Source organism: Blautia sp. HCP3S3_C12 (assembly GCF_052064155.1).
GTDB lineage: Bacteria > Bacillota > Clostridia > Lachnospirales > Lachnospiraceae > Blautia_A.
The window spans coordinates 181,743-202,477 of sequence record NZ_JBQHWC010000003.1 but is presented as its reverse complement, the minus strand read 5'-3'; the positions used below and the strand labels follow the sequence as shown (position 1 = coordinate 202,477).

Below are 20,735 nucleotides of genomic sequence, written 5' to 3'. Positions count from 1 at the left end.
AGGAAAACTGTTTTTCTTACAATTCTTTTGGCAGGACCTATATAATATTTTGAAGATTATGGGAAAACAGGTAATGAATTTGTTTTATTTTTATATTTTAAGAGAAATGGGTGGAAATTTTATTTGAAATAAGGTACAATAAAAGAACTGAATTACAATTGTATGTACAGAAACGAAGAGGATCAGAGCCTTATTTGCCATTGATGTCTGATCAGTATCTGTCATGGATAAAGGAGAAAGATATGAAAGCCTGGGAAAAAGCACAACAGATTTTTCGTGAAGCCAGACCGGTGGTACGATCGGAGGAGGAGCAGACCTGGACGGATAACGTAGACGTATCTCAATTCTATGATGATAATCTGTCCCTGGATTGGGGCAGTAATGTACCGGGATCAGGGGCTCCGGAGAAGATTATGGTGGCAGCTGTTCAGGCACTTGAGAACAGGGGCTATCAGGTCAGCGAGACCGGATACAGGTTCCTGGAGCAGGGACTTGCAGCACATCAGGAGCGGGATTTTGTGAAGCTCCATCAATTGTCAGCGCTTTTACGAAGAGAGCTGATGAATGCCCAAAAGGATGAAAACTCAGAATACTGGAAATACAAATATTATCATTCTTTTGAGGAGTATGAGAAGGAAGTAAGCTTTCCGGATTCCATAGCGGTTGATGCTTCTACAGAAGATTTCAGAGAAAAGATCCGTGCCGGGTGGTTGGCACAGCTGGTTGGCGGAGCTATGGGAACCATGGTGGAGGGCTATACCAGTGAGAATTTACAGAAAGCATTTGGGGATGTGACAGGTTATCTGCGGGAACCAAATACTTACAATGATGATATTACCTTTGAACTGGCATTTCTGGATGCTTTTTCTGAGAAGGGATATGAAGTTACAGCAGAGGATATTGCACTCAGGTGGGTAGGATTTATTCCCTGTGGCTGGTCAGCAGAGGAGTTGGCTATCCGGAATATCAAAAGCGGTATTTTCCCTCCGGAAAGTGGTACCCACTGCAATCCGTTCAATGAATGGATCGGTGCTCAGATGAGAGCCGGAATATGCGGAATGGCAGCACCGGGTAATCCTTATATGGCAGCGAGACTTGCATGGCGAGATGGCGAAGTTTCCCATGCAAACAATGGAATTCTGGGAGAAGTTTTCAATGCTGTGATGACTTCACTTGCATTTGTGAATACAGATATTCACAGTGTAGTAAAAGCTTCTATTGATATGATCCCGAAAAAAAGTGAATATTATTCAGTGATCTCATATGCGTATGAGTGTTGTATGCGCTGTGACAGCTGGCAGGATGCACTGAAGGCATGTATGGACAAATATCATACCTACAACTGGATCCATGCATATCCCAATGCCTGTTGTGAGATCATTGCATTAATATATGGAAACGGTGATTTCCGTGAAACCCTTCACATCATTACTATGTGCGGTATTGATGTAGACTGCAATGCGGGAATGATTATGCCGCTTCTGGCAATCCAACAGGGAATCCAGTCTATTCCCTCTGAACTGCTCCATCCGGCTTTTGAGAAGCTGGAGACCTATATGAGAGGTAAATACCGTGAAATCTCTCTGGAGGAACTGGTTCAGGAAACCGTAGACAGTATCTGCAGGGCTGGAGCGCAGAATACCGGGCATGTATGAGAAAAAGGAGGAACTATAATATGAAGAAAAAATTAGTAGCAGCAACTCTTACAGCAGCAATGATCCTTTCCACAGGACTGGTAACAGTGCCGGTTATGGCAAAGGAAGATGGTGAACCATATAAGGCAGCACTGCTTCTGAACGGAACTCTGGGTGACAAATCTTTCTATGATTCTGCAAATGCAGGTCTGGAAGCACTTCAGGAAGAGCTGGGCGATGATAAGTTTACATTCAAGGTTGAGCAGATGGGTGCTACTTCCGCTGATGAAGCAAAATGGGAGCCTACCATGTATGATTACTGTGATGATGGTTCTTACGATGTAATTATCTGTGGAACTTACCAGATGCTGGATGCGCTGACCAATGCGGCAGCTGATTATCCGGATCAGAAGTTTATCTTCTTTGATGAAGCCTTTGATTTCAGCACAGGCGGAGAGGAGAATGTATATAATGTAATGTACAAACAGAATGAGGTATCTTATCTGATCGGTGCTATGGCTGCTATGATGACTACAGATGAGTCTCTGGACATGATCGATCCATCCAACAAGATCATTGGTTTCCTGGGTGGTATGGAGAACTCTGTTATCAATGACTTCCTGGTTGGATACATTCAGGGTGCAAAGGATGTGGATCCTGATACACAGGTGGCTCTGGCATATGTAGGAAACTTCTATGACTCTGCAGCAGGAAAAGATATGGCTCTTACTCAGTATCAGAATGGTGCTGACATTGGATTTAACGTAGCAGGAAGTGCAGGTCTTGGACAGATTGAGGCAGCAGTAGATGCAAAGAGATATGCTTTTGGTGTTGACTCTGACCAGGCAGCAGTTCTGCCGGATTACGCAGCTAATATTCCTACATCTGCACTGAAAAATGTAGGTAATTCCCTGATCCGTGCTATTAAAGAGGATATGGATGGTGAGCTTCCATATGGTACTCTGGAGTATCTGGGACTTTCTGACGGTGGTGTAGAGCTGGTAGAGGATGATCACTATAAAGAGGTTGTTCCGGAAGAGATCCGTACAAAGGTTGAGGATCTGAAGCAGCAGATCATTGATGGAAAGATTACAGTTCCTACAGCTCTTGGCGATGATGCAATGAGCGAGGACGATATCAAGGCTCTCATCGATTCTGCAAAAGTAGGCTGATCGTTACTACAGAAAAAGTGAACAGTAGCGGTTCATCCGTATAGATGTGGATTGCAAAGGTGCGCATCATGTAAAGCATGATGCGCACTCTGTGTTTAACCGAAATATAAACATTAATGTGAGATGAGGTGAGTCGATTGGATAATCAGACGGTTTTACAGATGAACCACATTATGAAGATTTATGGAAATGGTGTGGTTGCCAATGAAGATGTATCCCTTGAGCTCCGAAAAGGAGAGATCCATGCACTTCTGGGAGAAAACGGTGCCGGAAAAAGTACATTGATGAAAGTGCTTTTTGGTCTGGAAGCACCGGATCAGGGTGATATTATTCTGAATGGTCAGAAAACAACAATAAAATCTCCACAGGAGGCTATCAGTAAAGGGATTGGAATGGTACATCAGCATTTTATGCTGGTACCCTCTCTGACAGTGGCACAAAATATTATTCTGGGTGTTGCGCCGAAGAAAGGCTTGTTTATTGATATGGATAAAGCTGTAAAGGCTGCCCGGGATATTGCAGAGGAGTATAATTTTGACCTTGATGTTAATCAGAGGGTGGAGGAAATCCCGGTAGGTATTAAGCAGAAGGTAGAAATTCTGAAAGCTCTTTACAGAGGAGCAGAAATTTTGATTCTGGATGAACCTACGGCAGTGCTTACTCCGCAGGAAACAGATGAGCTTTTTGTCCAGCTTATGAAACTGAAGGATAAGGGACACACGATTATTTTTATTTCTCATAAACTTGATGAAATCAAAAAGATCTGTGACCGTGCAACTATTATGAGAAATGGACGAAGCATGGGAACCTATGAGGTGAAGGATATTACTACACAGGAAATGTCCAGACTGATGGTTGGCCGTGAGGTATCTCTGACATTTGATAAGAATGAACAGCATCTTACGGATGATATATTTGTAAAAGTCCGTAATCTTACTGTGCATAATTCCCAGGGTGTGTTGAAGGTGGATGATCTTTCCTTTGATGTAAAAGGTGGAGAGATTCTGGGAATTGCCGGTGTGGAGGGAAACGGACAGAGTGAACTGATCGATACCCTTACCGGTCTGAACAAGAAATACAAAGGTGAGATAAAGATCAAGGGGGAGGATATTGCGAATACTTCCATCGAAGGAATCAGGGCATTGAAGCTGGCCCATATTCCTGAAGACCGTATGACTTCCGGCTGTGCAGGTAATCTTTCTATTCAGGAAAACATGTTTTCCAATCAGTACAAAGATACAGCTTATTCCGGTAGATTGTTTTTAAAGAAAAAAGCAATTGAAAAGCGCAGTGATGAGCTGATCAGAGAATATATGGTGAAATGTAAATCCAGAAAACAGAATGTGGGTATGCTTTCCGGAGGAAATATTCAGAAAGTAATTGTTGCCAGAGAATTTTCTACAGGACCGGATATTATTATTGCAAACCAGCCAACCCGTGGTATTGATGTGGGTGCGGCTGCTTTTATCCGTAAAAGACTTCTGGAATTTCGCGATGCAGGCTGTGCAGTCATCCTGATTTCGGCAGACCTTACAGAGATCTTTTCTCTTAGTGACAGACTGGCAGTTATGTACAAAGGAAAATTTGCCGGTTTCTTTACAGATGTGGAGAAAGTGACAGAGGAAGAGCTTGGACAGCATATGCTGGGAATCAAGCATGATGATGTACTGGAGGGCGTGACTTATGAATAGTGCAAAAAGATTTGATATTATCAGAACGATCATGTCAGTTCTGATCGCGCTTGCCATCTCTTTTGTAATTATCTTCATGGTAAGTGATCAGCCGCTGGAGGCTATTAAATATTTGCTTATTGGTCCTCTGACTAATAAGCGAAGTATGGGTAATGTGGTGGAATCTATGATTCCGCTGATCTTTACGGGAACCGGTGTATGTATTATGTTTTCTGCAAACCAGATCAACTTGGCTGGAGAGGGCGCTTTTCATATTGGAGGTCTGATTGCTTCCTGTATTGCCATTAAAGTGACTGCAGGCTTTGTATCTCCTTTTGCAGCCCTGGTCTGCGCTGGTCTGGCAGGTGCTTTATTTACTGTAATCCCTGCTATTATGAAGATTACGACTACAGCATCCGAGATGGTTTCCTCTCTGATGATCAACTACATTGCGCTGTATTTTGGAAACTATATGCTTAACAATGTAATCGGAGATCCAAAGGCAAGTGCTGCTTCCTATAAGCTGAGCGAAGCATCTGAACTTCCGGTACTGATTCAGGGAACCCGTGTACATCTGGGCTTTATCATTGCTATTGCAGTGGCAGTGCTTGGATATTTGTTTCTGTACAGGACCAAAATGGGATATGAACTTCGTCTGGCAGGTGAGAATGAAGAATTTGCCAGATATTCAGGAGTGAGTATCGTAAAGGTTATTGTACTTTCTCAGATCCTTGGTGGTTTTGTGGCAGGTCTTGGCGGTGGAGTGGAAATGCTCAGCCCGATTTACAGCAGATTTACATGGACTTCACTTCTGGGATATGGATGGGATGCGATCATTATCTGTACCCTTGCAAAGAAAAATCCGCTGTATACACCTTTTGCAGCGCTGTTTCTTGCTTATCTGCGTACCGGTGCTTCCATTATGGCCCGGAGAACAGATGTAACACTGGAAATTGTACAGATCACCCAGGGTATTATCATTCTTCTGGTTGTGGCAGAACAATTCCTGAGTAAGTATAAACATAAGATCATTGCCAAAGAGGCAAAGGCAGCACTGAAAGATGAGGAGGTGGCATAAGTATGTGGAAAGCAATTTTATCACCGGATTTCTTTTCTACGATTTTAAGATCTGCAACTCCGATTCTGTTTGCCACACTGGCATCTGCAATTGCAGCCAAATCCGGTATCTGTAACATGGCACTTGAGGGCATTATGTTGTTCTCTGCATTGTTTGGGGTAATCTTTTCATCCCTTACCCATAGTGCGTGGCTGGGACTTTTGATCACAATGGTTATTGGCGGTTTGATTGGTATGATCCTGGCATTCTTTATCCTGAATCTGAAGACGGATGAAATCCTGGCAGCGATTGCTATTAACCTGACGGCAACAGGAGGTACGGTTCTGATCATGGTTGCTTTTTCGGGAGACAGAGGCGTTTCTTCCTCAATCCGAAGTGTATCGGCACCTACGGTTACCCTGCCCCTGATTGAGAAGATTCCTTTTATTGGAAGTGTACTTTCCGGGCAGAATGTACTGACCTGGCTGGCGATTCTGGCTGTGATCCTGCTTCATCTGTTTTTGTATAAGACTCCTCTTGGTCTGGCAATCCGGGCAGTAGGAGAAAATAAAAATGCAGCGGAATCGGTAGGAATCAGTTCCAGAAAGATTAAGTATATTGCGCTGATCATTAGTGGTGTACTGGCTTCTATGGGAGGTTTTTATCTTTCCGGCGGTTATATGAATATGTTTACCAAAGACATGTCCGGTGGACGAGGCTTTATTGCACTGGCTGCATCCAGTATGGGTGGTGATACTCCTGTTGGAGGTTTCCTGGTATCCTTACTTTTTGGCCTTGCCCAGGCAGTTGCAAATGTTATGCAGTTGACTTCACTGATGCCTTATGAGATTATCCTGATGGTACCATATCTTACCACTCTGGTAGGTTTGGGAGTTTATTATTATGGACAGAAGAAGAAAAAAGAACGCCTCAGTGGAAAATAGAAGATAACTGTCAGGTGCATCTGCAGTTATAATAGATTATAAAAAATACAGGCAGAGCTGCGGATGGCGGACTCTGCCTGATGTGTATTGAACTCTAAATATTCAGCTTCCGAAAGTCTTCATCCGGCAGAAGTGCGGAAGATGTGGCAACCACAGCAGAAGAAACACGGTTGGCCTTGGATATGGCGACCGGGATGCTGTCTCCCTTTTTCAGACAGGCGATCACAGATCCGATGTGGGAATCTCCGGCTCCGATGGTATCTGCCTGGATGGCAGGAATGGGGGCAATGATCTCTTCTTTTTTTCCGTTGTAATAATAGCAGCCTTTCTCACCCAGGGTGATGATTACAGTATTGTGGGTTTTTCGGTATAAATAAGCACCTGCTTTGCTGATGTTTGCTTCACCGCTTACCTCAAGGGCTTCTGTTTCGTTAAGGTGGAGGACAGGAGAGAGCTTATAGATTCGTTCTGTAAGTGCGGGATCAATGACTGTAAGTCTTGGACCGGGGGCAAAGAATACAGTGAGCTGGGGATTTTTTTCTAGAAATTCAACAATGTTGATACCGGTTTTTTCTTCAATTTCCAGACCGCAGATATATACAGAATCGATTTCAGACACATCTACCAGGTCGAACCAGCTTTTTTCAAAAAGATATTCCGCGCCATGGTAGGAGACAAAGCTTCTTTCCCCGCTTTTTTCTACGAAACAGTAGCAGCATCCGTTCTCCGCATCAGGGGATGGAATGGGGCTTGAAATCCCGCGTTTCTTCAGCTCTTCCCTGACAAAGTGACCGTATACTCCCTGTCCTACAGGGGAAAAGAGGATATAGGGAACCTGGAAATGGCGGACAGAGTCCGAGACATTATAGGCACATCCTCCCAGGGACATGTGTTGGCTGCGGATGTGGACGTCCTCTCCTGTTTTGGGTAAAGAATCCACAAGGTTTACAATAATATCTACAACAGTAGATCCGATAATCAGTACTTTTTTCATGATAGCTCCTTTAAAGTGGTCAAAATTAAAAATATTTTTCTTCTGACTTACGGAGAATATGCTATCACAATCCGGGTTTACTGGCAATATAGAAAGGATGATTTCATTATGGAGAAAACAGTTTTATTAAAAAATGCAGGGCTTTTGGATGAAGAAGCAAATTGTATTTTGAATCAGAATGTATATGTGCAGGAAGGGAAAATCCTGAAAATTCTGCCTGCAGCAGAGGACACAGAATCCATTCATGCGGATGAGACAATTGATTGCAGTAAATATTATGTCAGTCCGGGACTGGCAAATCTGCATACCCATACTGCCATGAATATCTTTAAGGGAATTGCTGAGGATGTTACGGCAGATGCCTGGTTTAATGAAATGATATGGCCATATGAGAGCAAGATGACAGATGAGGATATTTATGTGGGAACCCTGATGGGAATCGCAGAAATGATCAATAATGGGGTAACTGTTTTTGCAGATCATTATTTTGGAGAAGAACAGGTGCTGAAGGCTGTAAAGGAGACAGGGATCAGGGGAGACCTGGCGCCTACCTTGTTTGGGATGACGCCGGATTTCCATGAGCGTCTGGCACAGGTAAAAGCATTTATCCAGGAACACAGAAACGATTCAGACAGGATTTCTTTCCATATGGGACCCCATGCCAATTATACCTGCCCATCACCTACGCTGAAAGAAATCATTGATGCAGCAAAGGAACTGAATCTGCCTATCCATCTCCATGTATCAGAGGAGGATGTGCAGGTGGAGAAGGCCAGAGAAGAGACAGGGCTGACTCCTTTTGGAATTCTTTATGAAGCAGGGGGATTTGACTGTAAGGTGCTGATCGGTCATGGACTTTGGATCGAGGAAGAGGATCTGAAATACCTGAGGGATGATACCTGGTTTGCTTTCTGCCCCAAAACGTATATGAAGCTGGCTTCCGGTAAGGGTGGATTCTTCGATTATTATAAACAATTGAATTATGGTTTTGGTACAGACGGAGCGGCAAGTTCAAATACGTTAAATCCTGTGGAACAGGCAAGGTTGTTTGGCCTGATGGGAAAATATCAGGAGAGAAATTCAGCAGCTTATACAGCAACAGAAATATGGCAGCATCTTATGGCAAGCCATCAGGCGTTTCCTTTTGGAAGTGGCAGACTGAAAGAAGGGGCTCCTGCAGATCTGGTGATCTGGGATCTGTATCAGCCGGATACTTTTCCATTCTATAGCCCGATTTCGGCTATTCTCTACAGCAGTAACAGCCAGAATGTAAAATATACAATGGTTGCCGGGGAATTTCTGAAATATAACGGAAAGCTGAAAATAGATACCAAAACTCTGATGCAAGAAGCTGTCCGACTGCAGAAAGCTCTGTTAGAGCGCGGAAAAGGAAAAGCGCAGGTTGCTTATTGACATTGAAATTTTGTTTGTAAGATTGGATAAAGTGCAGTAAAATGTACTTAGTATGTTGACCAGAAATAATGTGATAAAAATAAACTAAAGGAGGAAATATTATGTCTATTCCAACACCACACAATACTGCAAAAAAAGGAGATATTGCAAAAAAGGTTCTGATGCCGGGAGATCCTCTTCGTGCGAAATATATTGCAGAAACTTATCTGGAGAATCCGGTGTGCTTTAATACCGTAAGAAATATGTTTGGATATACTGGAACTTATAAGGGACAGCAGGTTTCTGTAATGGGAGGCGGTATGGGTATGCCGTCTATGGGTATTTACAGCTATGAGCTGTACAATTTCTATGATGTGGAGCAGATTATCCGTATTGGTTCTGCAGGCGCCCTGCAGGATGATGTAAATGTGATGGATGTGGTGATTGCCATGAGTGCATGCACAGATTCCAATTATGGAAGCCAGTACAAACTGCCGGGAACTTTTGCTCCTACTGCAAGCTATGAATTGGTGGCAAAAGCAGTAGAGGTTGCCAAAGAGCAGGGAACTCCGGTTCATGTAGGATCTGTAGTTTCATCTGATGTATTTTACAGTGATGATCCGGATTCATCTGCTGCATGGAGAAAAATGGGAGTTCTCTGCGCGGAGATGGAGTGTGCAGCATTGTTTATGAATGCAGCGAGAGCAGGAAAGCAGGCTCTGGGAATTCTGACTATCTCTGACCATATTTTCAGAGATGAGGCCATTTCAGCAGAAGCCAGACAGACATCCTTTAATAAGATGATGGAAATTGCGTTGGGAATCTGATATCCGGATATATAATATGGGAGGTATTTGAATGCAGATCAGAAAATCGGCGGAGGATTATCTGGAAGCAATTTTAATGCTATCGAAGCAGGGCAGTGCAGTTCGGTCTATTGATATTGCTACCATGCTTGGTGTTTCCAAGCCCAGTGTAAGCCATGCCATGAAGCTGCTTCGTGAAGATGGGTATATTGCTATGGACAGGTATGGTACGGTTACTCTTCTGGATAAGGGGGCTGAGATTGCAAACCATATTTATGAACGTCACAGAGTACTTAGCAGTTTGCTGGAGCGTCTTGGGGTGAATCCTGAGGTGGCCAGAGAGGATGCGTGTAAGCTGGAGCATGATCTCAGTGATGAGAGTTTTTCAAAGATAAAAGAGCATTTCCACAAGGTGATGGGGGAAGTTGAATAAATAAAAAACGGGAGAAAATCTGTTTATATGATTTCTCCCGTTTTTTTGTATATGTTGTTTTCAACGTCATAATATGCAATATTATTTTCGAATGCCAAATTGCAAACAATATTATTATTAACTCAACTTTCCCAGATGACGTTTTGAAATAAAATCTGAATTGAATTTGAAGACATAATCCATTCTTCTATCAAAGGTTTTCAAGCGAATACCGGTATGTGCGGTAATTCTTAGGACTTAATCCAAACTGTCGTTTAAACGCCTTTGAGAAGACGAGCTGATCTGTATATCCGACATTGTCAGCAATCTCCTTTACAGATAAATTTGTTCCTACGAGAAGGTTTGCCGCTTTGTACATCCGAAATTCCAGTAAGTAGTTTCGGATTGTCATGTTTGCACGCTCATTAAAAATACGGTTCAGATACCCCTGAGAAATTCCAATGTGTTCTGCTATATCTGAAACACTAATATCTTTCATATAGTGAGTATTGATATATTCTATTGCAGCATCCAGATGCTGGTTTTTTCCTAAATAATCATCCTGGACGCGTTCTTGCTTCAGAAATTCCTGATGAGTACTTACAAGTAATGCCATAAGCTTCAAAAGCGCAGCTTCTCGAAACAGGCTTCCTGCATAATCCTGAACAACGTGGTCAAATAATTCATCAAAACATTGATGAAGTTTATCTTTGTCTGGAGAGGGTAAAACAAGACGATTTTTCGAAAATCCGCATTGTTTTAAAATCGCGTTTGTACGCAATCCCTTGAATCCAATCCACATATAACTCCATGGATCATTGACATCCGCACAATATACTGTTGGAACACCAGGAGAAATCAGAAACATATGCCCCGGACTAATAGAATAAGTAACACCTTCCACTGAATAAAAGCCAGTTCCCGATATAACAAAATGAATAATATATTCCTCTCTGGTTGCGGAGCAGGCATGGTATGGCAGGCATTGTTCTTTTCCCATATGAACCAGATCCAGTTCCATAGAAGAAAGGCTTAAATCTTCCAGACTACGATATTCCTGACTGTTCATATATTTAACATTTACCATAGAAACTCTCCTTCCTGATTTTTTATAAACAGATACTCGAAAAAATTCAAAAAATCCAATTGAGAAAATAGTTGGTTATGACATATAAAATTCAAAAAAGTATATCTGATTTTAACATATAAAGTCAAAAAAAACCATACTGTTTTTAACATGATTTTATCAAAATCTTATATGTGAATTATAGCATGTTTTAGATTTTTTATGTCATTGTTATGTAAATAATAATATATAATAAATTCAACTTGAAGATACGTATCATTTATAACAAAAAAACATTTCAAAGTGAAAGGAAAATATATTATGAACAAAAAACTCACAACCTTATTACTGATAGCAACTGTAATTGGCAGTCAGACTGTTTGTGTAAATGCTGCAGAAAAAACCATTACCGTAGCAATTTGGGATAACAACCAGCTTGACGGACTTCAGCAGATTGCAGATGAATGGGGAGAAGAAAATGGATATAAGGTTGAATTTGATGTACTCGGATGGGACAGCTACTGGACAATGCTGGAAGCTGGTGTCTCTGGTGGTGAAATGCCAGATGTTTTCTGGATGCATTCTAACAATGCACTGAAATTTGAAGGTTCCAATATTCTTCTGAATCTGAATGATTATATTGAAAGCGATGACGCAATCAATATGGACAACTATTTTAACGGAATCACAGAACTGTATACAAAAGACGGAGTTCACTATGCGATTCCAAAAGATCATGACACTATCGCAGTGGTATATAACAAAGCAATCTTTGACAAATATGGTGTTGAATATCCGTCCGAAGACTGGACCTGGGATGACTTCGCAGAGGCTGCTCAGGAAATCACAGATAAAGGTGCTGACGATGGAGTATATGGAACTTACTGTAATGTAAGTAACAATCAGGATACCTGGTACAACATCATTTATTCTTATGGTGGAGAAGTTATTACATCAGATAAAACCAAATCAGGATATGACGAAGATGCTACCATCGAAGCTATGAAGTTTGTCGGCGACAAAATTCTTCCAGCCTGCCCTTCTCAGGATGCAATGGCATCTACCGGTGGTGACACTATGTTCCTTTCAGGTCTTGTTGGTATGATCTGTCAGGGATCCTGGTGTATAAACAACTTCTATACTGCTGATCATGCATCTGATTATGCATGGGCTATGCTGCCATATACTGACAGAAACGAAAATGGAACCTGCGAATCAGAAGAACGTTGCTCTATCTACAATGGACTCGGATGGGCTGCCTATTCCCAGACTAAGGATCCAGATGCTGCATGGTCTTTGATTTCTGAATTCTGCTCTGAAGAAGGACAGAAAAAGCAGGCTGAATTAGGCGTAACAATGGCTGCGTATAAAGGTGTTTCCGGTGAATTCGCAAATGCTTATGATGGAATGGATATCTCTCCTTTTATTGATATCGAAGAAAAAGGAACTTTGGTTTTTCGTCCATATTCAAAGAGTGCCGGAACATGGGAATCTGATGTATCGGATGCACTTGTAGAAGCATGGAATGAACCAGATCAGATGGAAACTATTCTGAAAAAGTGTGCGGAAGAAATGAACGAAACAATTTCTGAAGAATAATATTCAGAAGACACGTTATGAGCAAGTGGCGAAGCGGATTGCAAATATCCGCTTGCCAAGCTTTTTAGAAAGGAAGAGTCTGATATGAAAAAAAGATGACACGTCGTCAAAAATCACAGGCATTTTGGGGAATTGTGTTTATTATGCCAACAATCATCGGTTTATTAATATTGAATTACTATCCGATGATTCAGGTTGCATATCAATCTTTCTGCAAGACAGGTGATTTTGGTATCGGTAATGTCTGGATCGGTTTAAAAAACTATACAAAGCTGTTTCATGATCCGGAAGTTTTTAAATGTTTATGGAATTCTATCCGTTATTCTCTGCTGAGCATTCCGTTAACATTAATCATTCCTCTTGTCTTGGCAGTATTTCTGAACAGAAAAATGAAATTCCGTAGCGTCTATCGTATGATATTTTTCCTTCCTATGGTTTGTGCGCCAGCTGCAATCGCCATGGTATGGAAATGGATGTATAACCAGGATTATGGTCTTTTAAACCACCTTCTGAATGTAAAAATCAACTGGATCACAAACCCCAAGATTGCAATGCTTTCTGTAGTTATCGTTGGTGTCTGGGGTGCTCTGGGAAATAATATGATTCTTTTCCTCGGAGGCCTTCAGGATATTCCAAAAGATTATTATGAAGCTGCACAGATGGACGGATGCACTGGTATCCGGGCATTCCGATATATCACTGTTCCGCTTCTTTCACCAATGATCTTCTTCGTTTTACAGACTGGTCTAATTGGAGCACTTCAGCTTTTCGACCTTCCGTTTATGATCATGGATCAGACAAGCCGTGCATGGCCTTCAGTCAAAACTATTACCTATCTATTCTATGAATACGCATTTGAGCAGTCCAACCGTGGATACGGTGCAGCAATCGTTATCTTCACTATGGGTATCATTGGAATATTGACCATTATTCTTCAGAAATCTGAGAAAAAATGGGTATTCTATGAATAAGGGGGAGAAAAAGATATGACAGAAAAAAAAAGAACCGTTTCATTAATCATACATATTATTTTGATTGCAGGTTCACTGATCATGCTGATTCCATTTGCATGGATGATACTGACCGCATTAAAAACAAAAAGTGAAGCAATCTCCATTAATCCGTTTTTGATTTTCCCACACAACGGATGGCATTTTGAAAACTTTTCCGAAGTATGGAAATCCTACAATTTCCTGATACTTTATAAAAATACCCTGATCACAATCTTTCTGCGTGTTGTATGCGCCTGCATGACTGCTACACTTGCAGGATATGCATTTGCGCGATTGCATTTTCCATTTAAAAAGTTTTTCTTTTCTCTGATCCTGATTCAGATGATGGTGCCTGGACAGATTTTCATTATTCCACAGTATCTGATGGTATCAAATATGCATATGCTGAATACGAAGTTCGCACTGCTGTTTCCTGGTATTGTCACTGCATTCGGCACTTATCTTTGCAAGCAAAGCTATCAAAGCCTGCCAAAATCCCTGGAAGAAGCAGCGGAACTGGATGGTTGTTCCATACCAAAACAGTTCTTTTATATTATGCTTCCGCTGACCAGATCTTCTCTGGTATCTCTTGGTATCTTTACTGCATTATTTGCTTATAAAGACCTGATGTGGCCAATGATCGTCTGCCCGAAATCCGATGCAACAACATTGACAGCAGCTTTATCAAAAATTCAGGGACAGTTTACAAATAATTATCCGCAAATCATGGCAGGGGCGGTAATGGCAGTTTTGCCTATGTTAATTCTCTATCTTATTTTCCAGAAACAGTTTGTAGAAGGAATTGCGACCTCAGGAGGAAAATTATAAATGAATCGAAAAAATATGTGTGCGGTTCCACCAATGGGATGGAACTCCTGGAATACATTTACTGAAAATATTAATGAAGAGCTGATTTTTGAAATTGTGGATCAGATGAAGGCAATGGGCTACCAGAAAGCAGGTTATGAGTACATTGTAATTGATGACTGCTGGAGTCTGAAACAGCGTGATCATGGGCGTCTGGTACCTGATCCTGAAAAATTTCCTCACGGAATGAAAGCAGTTGCTGATTATGTTCATGCAAATGGTTTTAAGTTTGGTATGTATAGCTGCTGCGGAACCAGAACCTGTGCAGATTATCCGGGAAGCTTTGAACATGAATATGATGATGCAAAGCAATTTGCTGAGTGGGGAGTAGATTTTCTGAAATATGACAACTGCTTTAAACCGCAGCGCCAGGATGTACAGACCTTATATCGTCGCATGGGTCTTGCGCTTGCCAATTGCGGTCGTGACATTGTATTCTCAGCCTGTGAATGGGGATTTTATGATGTTTATAACTGGATAAAATCTACAGGTGCGCATCTGTTCCGGTCTACAGAAGATATCAATGATTCATGGAACTCTATCAAAGATATTGCATTATCCCAGTTAGATAAAATGCCATACTCTGCACCATATTGCCATAATGATATGGATATGCTGGTTGTAGGAATGCATGGAGCAGGTGGCAATGAGTATATTGCTGCTGGCGGATGCAGCACAGAGGAATATCAGACACATTTTGCATTATGGGCAATGATGAATTCTCCATTAATGATCGGATGTGATATCAGAAAAATTTCGGAACAGGATAAAGCAATCCTGCTTAATGAGGATCTGATTGCAATCAATCAGGATATCGAATGCCGCCAGTCTTATGAGGTTCATTGTGAGTCTAATAGTCCGGAAGTGCATGTTCTGGTAAAATTCTTAAGCAACGGTGACCTTGCAATTGCATTTTTCAACATGGGAGATGTTCCGGAAAAATGTGCTGTTGATTTTTGGGATATCGGACTCTCTCTCAATTCCAGATGCAATTTGAATTTTTATGACTGTATTAATCATAAGGATCTTGGAATTCAGAAAGAAGTATTTGCAAAGACAGTTCCGTCACACGGATGTAGTGTTTATCGATGTAAAGTAGTTCCAGAAGGAGAATTGGAATGAGTGATTATCTGTGCATGAAATGTCAGAAAAATTTACAGTCAGATGAGATTGCACTGCACCGTAAGCTTTACGGAATCGCTTCAAGGAAATATATGTGCCTGGATTGCCAGGCACAGTATCTTTCCTGCACACGGGAACATCTAGAGCATATTATTGAAATGTATCATAAAAGTGGCATCTGTGTATTATTTGCAAAACAGTGACACGGAAATTATCAGGTATAGGAAGAATAACTATGAGATGTATGAAGTCTAATATTCAGATTAATTGTTTGAATGAAAAACAACACTTTGCTTTGTCTCCGACAGGAGAAATTTGCACCAAAGATAATTACCAGATTTGCTTTACTGAAGAGGAACAAGAAGGCTGCAGAATCGGAAGCTTAAAATTAAATATTTCCCGCAAAGACACATGGGATATGACGGGGCTGGCACTTGATGCACCAATACAGATTGCACTTGAACTTGATGAAATTCCCGAAAAAATGACATGCATGTACATGTTTAATGAATGGTGGACAAGACCCGCTTTTATTACTGAAATAAATGAAGTGCCAGAAAAAACACAGATTATTTTTTGCAGACAAAATGATCATTACTCATGTTTTCTTCCAATGGTTGGAAAAATTTTTAAAACAACTGTCTGTAGTGGGAAAGCCCAGAACAGAATGTACCTGAAGATGGAGGCAGGTGTTGGCGGTCTCAGAGAACTGGATGAACCCGTTTATCTGATTGCAGACGGAAATACGTTAGAGGAAGCAATCAGAAAAATTTTTCAATACCTGAGCAAAGCTTTCGGTATTCCACTGAGAGAAGAACGCACTTTTCCAGAATTTCTGCAGTATATTGGATGGTGCAGCTGGGATGCATTTTATAAAGAAATCAACGAAGAAAAGTTTCGCGCAAAAGCTGAAGAACTGATTGAAAAACAAGTTCCTGTAAGATGGATGCTTTTTGATGATGGCTGGATGAACGGCAGAGATGATATGCTTTGTGCATATGAACCGGATAAAGAAAAATTCCCAAATGGTTTTGATGCATTGATTACAGATATCAAGCAGAAAAGTAATATTTCATGGTTTGGTGTATGGCATGCATTAGGGGGATACTGGGCAGGTGTAGATCCTGATAGTGAACTCGCACAACTGGAAAATAACCATTTATATGCCACTGTAAATGGAAGACTTGTCCCAAATCCTGTAAATGGAGCCGGATTTTATCGCAACTGGTATCAGCTGTTAAAAAAGCAGCAGATTGATTTTGTAAAAGTAGATGGACAAAGTGCTGTTCCAATCTATTTCCAGCAGGATCAGCCAACTGCAAGTGCTGCAAGAGGTATGAATCGTGAGCTGGACAAAGGTGCGGAAGTGATGAATGGAAATGTCATCAACTGTATGGGCATGGCCATGGAAAGTATTGTTGCTAGACCAAGTACAGGTGTTTCCAGAAACAGCGATGATTTCGTTCCAAATCGTGAAGGTGGTTTTGCAGAACATCTTCTTCAGAATGCATATAATGCCTTATATCATAATGAAATCTACCATTGTGACTGGGATATGTTCTGGACCATGCATCCGGATGCAGTAAAACACAGTCTTTTGCGTGCAGTCAGCGGAGGACCGGTATATTTCAGTGACCGAATCGGAGAGACAAATGCGGATGTGGTTAAAAAGCTTTGTTATCAAAATGGAAGACTTCTTTTGATGCAAAGAGCAGCTAAGCCAACGGAAGATACTGTTTTTACAAATCCATTACAGATAGGAATTCTAAAACTTCAGAATGTTGGTATCTGGTCCGGCAATAAGTTTGGTGGTGTCATTACCGCTTTTAATCTAACAAAAGAAAAACAGGAAACTGTTATTTCTGCAAAAGATATTTCGGAATTAGATGATACTAAAACATACTGGTTATATAATTATTTTTCAAAAAATGCTGAAGTTCTGTGTGGAGGGCAGAAAAAACAGATTGCGTTAGATGCAGGAGAATATGCTTACTATATACTTCTCCCGAATGATGGACCTTTCGCATGTCTTGGACTTGTTGAAAAATATACAGGATTTCTTGCAGTAGAAACGCAGAAAAACGAAGAAAATATAACCTCTTTCAAAATTACAGAAACAGGGAATGTTGTCTGGCTCACAGAGAAAAAGATTAAAAAAGTGACGATAAATGGCAAAGATCTGACAGACAAAGTACAGAAAAATGGATTTGTTTATGAGCTGGTACTTGAAGATTCAGATGAAAATATGATGTTGGAAATAGAGTATCCAACAACAGTATAATCAATTAAGACTTTTGCTGATGAACTTAAAACTATTCTCTTATAATTAAGTGCATAATTATGTAAAACCGCCGACTACTGATTAATTAATAATCAATATCAAGGCGGTTTTTGTTTTCATAAACTGGATTTATACTTGGACCTGATGAATTTTCACGATATTATGCAGATTGTTTCTGTGGAAGCTGTGCGAGGATAATTGCGGCAAACATAATGACGCATCCAAGGATTTCTTTTGTACTTAGTCTCTGATCGAGGATAATCCATCCGGCCAGGACAGAGATGCAGGATTCCAGGCTGAGGATCAGGGATGCCACAGTCGGATTCATGTTCTTCTGTCCGATGACCTGAAGAGTGTAGCCCACACCGCAGGACATGACACCTGCATAGAGGACTGGCTTCCATGCGGCAAGAATGGAAGAAAAATCCGGATGTTCGAATATTAGTGCAGGAATGCCGGAGAGGATTCCGCAGGTCAGAAACTGAATGCAGGAAAGCTTTATGCCGTCTGTTTTTGGTGAAAAGTAATCAATGACCAGTATGTGTGCAGAAAATAAAAATGCACATATAAGTACGAGCATATCACCTTTTCCGATGGAGAAACCATCTGTAATGCACAGAAGATAAAGACCGACCAGAGCCATTGCAACAGCAGCCCATATGAGTTTACTGCATTTTTTTCCGAGGAACAGTCCGAGCACTGGCACGATCACAATATAACAGGCAGTGATAAAACCTGCCTTTCCTACAGTTGTATATTTAATGCCGAATTGTTGAAAATTACTTGCCAGGCAGAGGAAAATACCGCAGATAATGCCGCCGGCGATCAGATCTTTTCGATTCTGTGAAGGTGAGACTGATGTATCAGAGGATGGATCGCCGGAGCTGTTTTTCTGCCCAAAGACAAAGATCAATGGAACTAACACTGCGGATCCGATCAGGGAACGGGCTGCATTAAAGGTGAAGCCACCCACATAATCCATTCCCACGCTCTGAGCGACAAATGCGATTCCCCATACAGTTGCCGTGAGGAGCAGAAGCAGTGAATTTTTTAAAGGTATCTGTTGTTTTTGCATGATGTAAATAATCCTTCCTGATAATGTATAAGCGGATAAGACAAAAATGAATAAACGCCTTCATAATTATACAATACAGATGTGGAAAGGGAAAGAAGATTATTGCAGTAATTCCATGAATATCATTCCGGGAAATCAAAAAGAAGCCTCTGCAGGAGACTTCTTTTTCAAATATGGAATTGTAAGTGTCTGACTGTTTATTCAGAATCAGATAAAGATATATTTCAGAATGAACAGTACAGCAAGCACATACATTAGAGCGCTGATTTTCTTTTCTTTTGCTTTGCCTGTAACAACGTTGATGATCACATAGGAGATAACACCCATGGAGATACCTTCGGAAATGCTGTACAGGAATGGCATTGCGATGATTGCGATAAATGCCGGGATTGCTTCAGTCATGTCGTTGAAGTCAATCTTGGTTACTGATGTGAGCATCAGGAATCCAACGATGATCAGAGCCGGTGCTGTGGCAAAGGACGGGATTGCCAGGAAAATCGGGGATAACAGCAGTGATAATCCGAAGAGGATGGCTGCTACCAGGGAAGTAAGTCCTGTACGTCCGCCTTCAGCAACACCGGAAGCACTCTCTACGAAAGTAGTAACTGTGGAAGTACCACACATAGCACCTACTGTAGTTCCTACTGCGTCAGAAAGAAGAGCGCCTTTGATGTTCGGAAGTTTGCCTTCTTTGTCAAGCATATCAGCTTTGGAAGCAACACCGATTAGAGTTCCCAGAGTATCAAACATATCTACAAACAGGAATGCAAACATAATGACTACGAAATCAAGTGTGAAGACAATGGAGAAGTCCATTTTCATAAATGTGGGAGCCATGCTTGGAATGGAGATTCCGTTTGAAAAATCAGGCAGGAGGCTGAACCAGCCGGCTGCAGGATCAGGTTTGTAAAGCCCTGTCAACTGGCAGATAATGCCAAGTCCCCATGTGATCAGGATACCCCAGAGAATGTTTCCTTTTACACCCTTAACAAGAAGGATGGCAGTGATCAGAAGTCCGATCAATGCAAGCAGAACAGTGATTCCCTCAGTATTAAATGTTCCGCCGGAAACGGAGGATTTAAAGGAAAATACGCCTACCAGAGTGGAGTCGTTATTAACTACGATCTTAGCATTCTGCAGTCCGATGAAAGCAATGAAAAGTCCGATACCAACAGATACTGCATGTTTCAGGTTCATTGGGATCGCATTAAAAATTGCCTCACGTACATTGGTCAGAGATAACAGGATAAAAATAATACCCTCTACAAATACAGCTGCCAGTGCCTGCTGCCAGCTGTAGCCCATGCCAAGAACAACAGTGTAGGCAAAGTAGGCATTCAGACCCATGCCAGGTGCAAGAACGAATGGATAATTAGAAAGCGCAGCCATCAGACAGGTTGCAATAAAGGATGCCAGTGCGGTCGCTGTAAAAACAGCACCTCTGTCCATTCCGGATGCCTCCAGAATGTTTGGGTTTACAGCCAGAATGTATGCCATTGTCATGAATGTTGTAATACCTGCCATAACTTCGGTCTTTACATCTGTGTGGTTTTCTTTGAGATGGAATAATTTGTCAAGATTCATAATCTTTCTCCCTTTTGATTTTAAAAATTGCCGGCTGTTTTGCGGTGCCTCAGATAATCATTCCGAAA

18 protein-coding genes are annotated in these 20,735 nt (G+C 41.4%); 14 read left to right on the top strand and 4 right to left on the bottom strand.

Annotation, left to right across the window (positions count from 1 at the left end; genetic code table 11):
* Positions 1 to 242 precede the first annotated feature (242 nt).
* The 5 genes from ACTNDS_RS04930 to ACTNDS_RS04910 all read left to right on the top strand — a co-directional run bounded on the left by ACTNDS_RS04930 (position 243) and on the right by ACTNDS_RS04910 (position 6,477).
* Positions 243 to 1,655 carry an ADP-ribosylglycohydrolase family protein gene (locus tag ACTNDS_RS04930; RefSeq protein ID WP_441034108.1) on the top strand — a complete coding sequence of 471 codons (1,413 nt, stop codon included), beginning with the start codon at positions 243 to 245 and terminating at the stop codon, positions 1,653 to 1,655.
* Between the two features lie 20 nt (positions 1,656 to 1,675).
* Positions 1,676 to 2,806, top strand: a complete 1,131-nt coding sequence (locus ACTNDS_RS04925) for a BMP family lipoprotein (RefSeq protein ID WP_441034106.1) — start codon at positions 1,676 to 1,678, stop codon at positions 2,804 to 2,806.
* Between the two features lie 137 nt (positions 2,807 to 2,943).
* Positions 2,944 to 4,497, top strand: a complete 1,554-nt coding sequence (locus tag ACTNDS_RS04920; protein ID WP_173744111.1) for an ABC transporter ATP-binding protein — start codon at positions 2,944 to 2,946, stop codon at positions 4,495 to 4,497.
* The gene (locus ACTNDS_RS04915) at positions 4,490 to 5,554 is read left to right on the top strand and encodes an ABC transporter permease (protein WP_441034103.1); all 1,065 of its coding nucleotides are present in this window, start codon (positions 4,490 to 4,492) and stop codon (positions 5,552 to 5,554) included. Before ACTNDS_RS04920 ends, ACTNDS_RS04915 begins: the two co-directional genes overlap by 8 nt.
* 2 nt (positions 5,555 to 5,556) lie before the next feature.
* Positions 5,557 to 6,477, top strand: coding sequence for an ABC transporter permease (locus ACTNDS_RS04910; RefSeq protein WP_019160689.1), 921 nt, complete (start codon positions 5,557 to 5,559; stop codon positions 6,475 to 6,477).
* A 94-nt stretch (positions 6,478 to 6,571) separates the two neighbouring features.
* Here the strand turns inward: ACTNDS_RS04910 and ACTNDS_RS04905 are convergent, their stop codons facing one another.
* Positions 6,572 to 7,471 carry a PfkB family carbohydrate kinase gene (locus ACTNDS_RS04905; protein WP_441034101.1) on the bottom strand — a complete coding sequence of 300 codons (900 nt, stop codon included), beginning with the start codon at positions 7,469 to 7,471 and terminating at the stop codon, positions 6,572 to 6,574.
* 108 nt (positions 7,472 to 7,579) lie between these two features.
* On the opposite strand from ACTNDS_RS04905, the gene ACTNDS_RS04900 reads away from it, so the two are divergent.
* The 3 genes from ACTNDS_RS04900 to ACTNDS_RS04890 all read left to right on the top strand — a co-directional run bounded on the left by ACTNDS_RS04900 (position 7,580) and on the right by ACTNDS_RS04890 (position 10,102).
* A complete protein-coding gene (locus ACTNDS_RS04900; RefSeq protein ID WP_441034099.1) occupies positions 7,580 to 8,884 on the top strand; it encodes an amidohydrolase family protein in 1,305 nt (434 codons plus the stop codon).
* Between the two features lie 101 nt (positions 8,885 to 8,985).
* Complete coding sequence (gene deoD, locus ACTNDS_RS04895; protein WP_173744107.1) at positions 8,986 to 9,690, top strand: purine-nucleoside phosphorylase; 705 nt, start codon at positions 8,986 to 8,988, stop codon at positions 9,688 to 9,690.
* 31 nt (positions 9,691 to 9,721) lie between these two features.
* Complete coding sequence (locus tag ACTNDS_RS04890; protein WP_441034097.1) at positions 9,722 to 10,102, top strand: metal-dependent transcriptional regulator; 381 nt, start codon at positions 9,722 to 9,724, stop codon at positions 10,100 to 10,102.
* 190 nt (positions 10,103 to 10,292) lie between these two features.
* On the opposite strand, the gene ACTNDS_RS04885 is transcribed toward ACTNDS_RS04890, so the two are convergent.
* Positions 10,293 to 11,168: an AraC family transcriptional regulator gene (locus ACTNDS_RS04885; RefSeq protein ID WP_441034095.1), complete on the bottom strand. Its 876-nt coding sequence runs from the start codon at positions 11,166 to 11,168 to the stop codon at positions 10,293 to 10,295.
* A 300-nt stretch (positions 11,169 to 11,468) separates the two neighbouring features.
* Here ACTNDS_RS04885 and ACTNDS_RS04880 point away from each other — a divergent pair, with 300 nt between their 5' ends.
* The 6 genes from ACTNDS_RS04880 to ACTNDS_RS04855 all read left to right on the top strand — a co-directional run bounded on the left by ACTNDS_RS04880 (position 11,469) and on the right by ACTNDS_RS04855 (position 18,008).
* A complete protein-coding gene (locus ACTNDS_RS04880; protein ID WP_441034092.1) occupies positions 11,469 to 12,746 on the top strand; it encodes an ABC transporter substrate-binding protein in 1,278 nt (425 codons plus the stop codon).
* Between the two features lie 143 nt (positions 12,747 to 12,889).
* Complete coding sequence (locus ACTNDS_RS04875; protein ID WP_441034090.1) at positions 12,890 to 13,717, top strand: carbohydrate ABC transporter permease; 828 nt, start codon at positions 12,890 to 12,892, stop codon at positions 13,715 to 13,717.
* Positions 13,718 to 13,732: 15 nt separating this feature from the next.
* The gene (locus tag ACTNDS_RS04870) at positions 13,733 to 14,566 is read left to right on the top strand and encodes a carbohydrate ABC transporter permease (RefSeq protein WP_441034088.1); all 834 of its coding nucleotides are present in this window, start codon (positions 13,733 to 13,735) and stop codon (positions 14,564 to 14,566) included.
* Complete coding sequence (locus ACTNDS_RS04865; protein WP_441034086.1) at positions 14,567 to 15,727, top strand: glycoside hydrolase family 27 protein; 1,161 nt, start codon at positions 14,567 to 14,569, stop codon at positions 15,725 to 15,727.
* Entirely contained in the window at positions 15,724 to 15,930 is a 207-nt protein-coding gene (locus ACTNDS_RS04860; RefSeq protein ID WP_026649642.1) for a hypothetical protein, read from the top strand. Before ACTNDS_RS04865 ends, ACTNDS_RS04860 begins: the two co-directional genes overlap by 4 nt.
* A gap of 32 nt (positions 15,931 to 15,962) precedes the next feature.
* Positions 15,963 to 18,008: a Sip1-related alpha-galactosidase gene (locus ACTNDS_RS04855; protein ID WP_441034083.1), complete on the top strand. Its 2,046-nt coding sequence runs from the start codon at positions 15,963 to 15,965 to the stop codon at positions 18,006 to 18,008.
* Between the two features lie 160 nt (positions 18,009 to 18,168).
* Here the strand turns inward: ACTNDS_RS04855 and ACTNDS_RS04850 are convergent, their stop codons facing one another.
* Positions 18,169 to 19,068: a DMT family transporter gene (locus ACTNDS_RS04850; RefSeq protein WP_441034251.1), complete on the bottom strand. Its 900-nt coding sequence runs from the start codon at positions 19,066 to 19,068 to the stop codon at positions 18,169 to 18,171.
* 222 nt (positions 19,069 to 19,290) lie between these two features.
* On the bottom strand, positions 19,291 to 20,667 hold the full coding sequence (locus ACTNDS_RS04845; protein WP_441034081.1) for an NCS2 family permease: 1,377 nt from the start codon (positions 20,665 to 20,667) through the stop codon (positions 19,291 to 19,293).
* Positions 20,668 to 20,735 lie beyond the last annotated feature (68 nt).

What these genes read in the sequence shown, in the direction of transcription:
- ACTNDS_RS04860 (WP_026649642.1), top strand. Translation starts at nt 15,724, where the DNA reads ATGAGTGATTATCTGTGCATGAAATGTCAGAAAAATTTACAGTCAGAT.
- ACTNDS_RS04900 (WP_441034099.1), top strand. Translation starts at nt 7,580, where the DNA reads ATGGAGAAAACAGTTTTATTAAAAAATGCAGGGCTTTTGGATGAAGAA.
- ACTNDS_RS04910 (WP_019160689.1), top strand. Translation starts at nt 5,557, where the DNA reads ATGTGGAAAGCAATTTTATCACCGGATTTCTTTTCTACGATTTTAAGA.
- ACTNDS_RS04905 (WP_441034101.1), bottom strand. Translation starts at nt 7,471, where the DNA reads ATGAAAAAAGTACTGATTATCGGATCTACTGTTGTAGATATTATTGTA.
- ACTNDS_RS04875 (WP_441034090.1), top strand. Translation starts at nt 12,890, where the DNA reads ATGCCAACAATCATCGGTTTATTAATATTGAATTACTATCCGATGATT.
- ACTNDS_RS04855 (WP_441034083.1), top strand. Translation starts at nt 15,963, where the DNA reads ATGAGATGTATGAAGTCTAATATTCAGATTAATTGTTTGAATGAAAAA.
- ACTNDS_RS04915 (WP_441034103.1), top strand. Translation starts at nt 4,490, where the DNA reads ATGAATAGTGCAAAAAGATTTGATATTATCAGAACGATCATGTCAGTT.
- ACTNDS_RS04885 (WP_441034095.1), bottom strand. Translation starts at nt 11,168, where the DNA reads ATGGTAAATGTTAAATATATGAACAGTCAGGAATATCGTAGTCTGGAA.
- ACTNDS_RS04870 (WP_441034088.1), top strand. Translation starts at nt 13,733, where the DNA reads ATGACAGAAAAAAAAAGAACCGTTTCATTAATCATACATATTATTTTG.
- ACTNDS_RS04930 (WP_441034108.1), top strand. Translation starts at nt 243, where the DNA reads ATGAAAGCCTGGGAAAAAGCACAACAGATTTTTCGTGAAGCCAGACCG.
- ACTNDS_RS04865 (WP_441034086.1), top strand. Translation starts at nt 14,567, where the DNA reads ATGAATCGAAAAAATATGTGTGCGGTTCCACCAATGGGATGGAACTCC.
- ACTNDS_RS04845 (WP_441034081.1), bottom strand. Translation starts at nt 20,667, where the DNA reads ATGAATCTTGACAAATTATTCCATCTCAAAGAAAACCACACAGATGTA.
- ACTNDS_RS04890 (WP_441034097.1), top strand. Translation starts at nt 9,722, where the DNA reads ATGCAGATCAGAAAATCGGCGGAGGATTATCTGGAAGCAATTTTAATG.
- deoD (WP_173744107.1), top strand. Translation starts at nt 8,986, where the DNA reads ATGTCTATTCCAACACCACACAATACTGCAAAAAAAGGAGATATTGCA.
- ACTNDS_RS04880 (WP_441034092.1), top strand. Translation starts at nt 11,469, where the DNA reads ATGAACAAAAAACTCACAACCTTATTACTGATAGCAACTGTAATTGGC.
- ACTNDS_RS04925 (WP_441034106.1), top strand. Translation starts at nt 1,676, where the DNA reads ATGAAGAAAAAATTAGTAGCAGCAACTCTTACAGCAGCAATGATCCTT.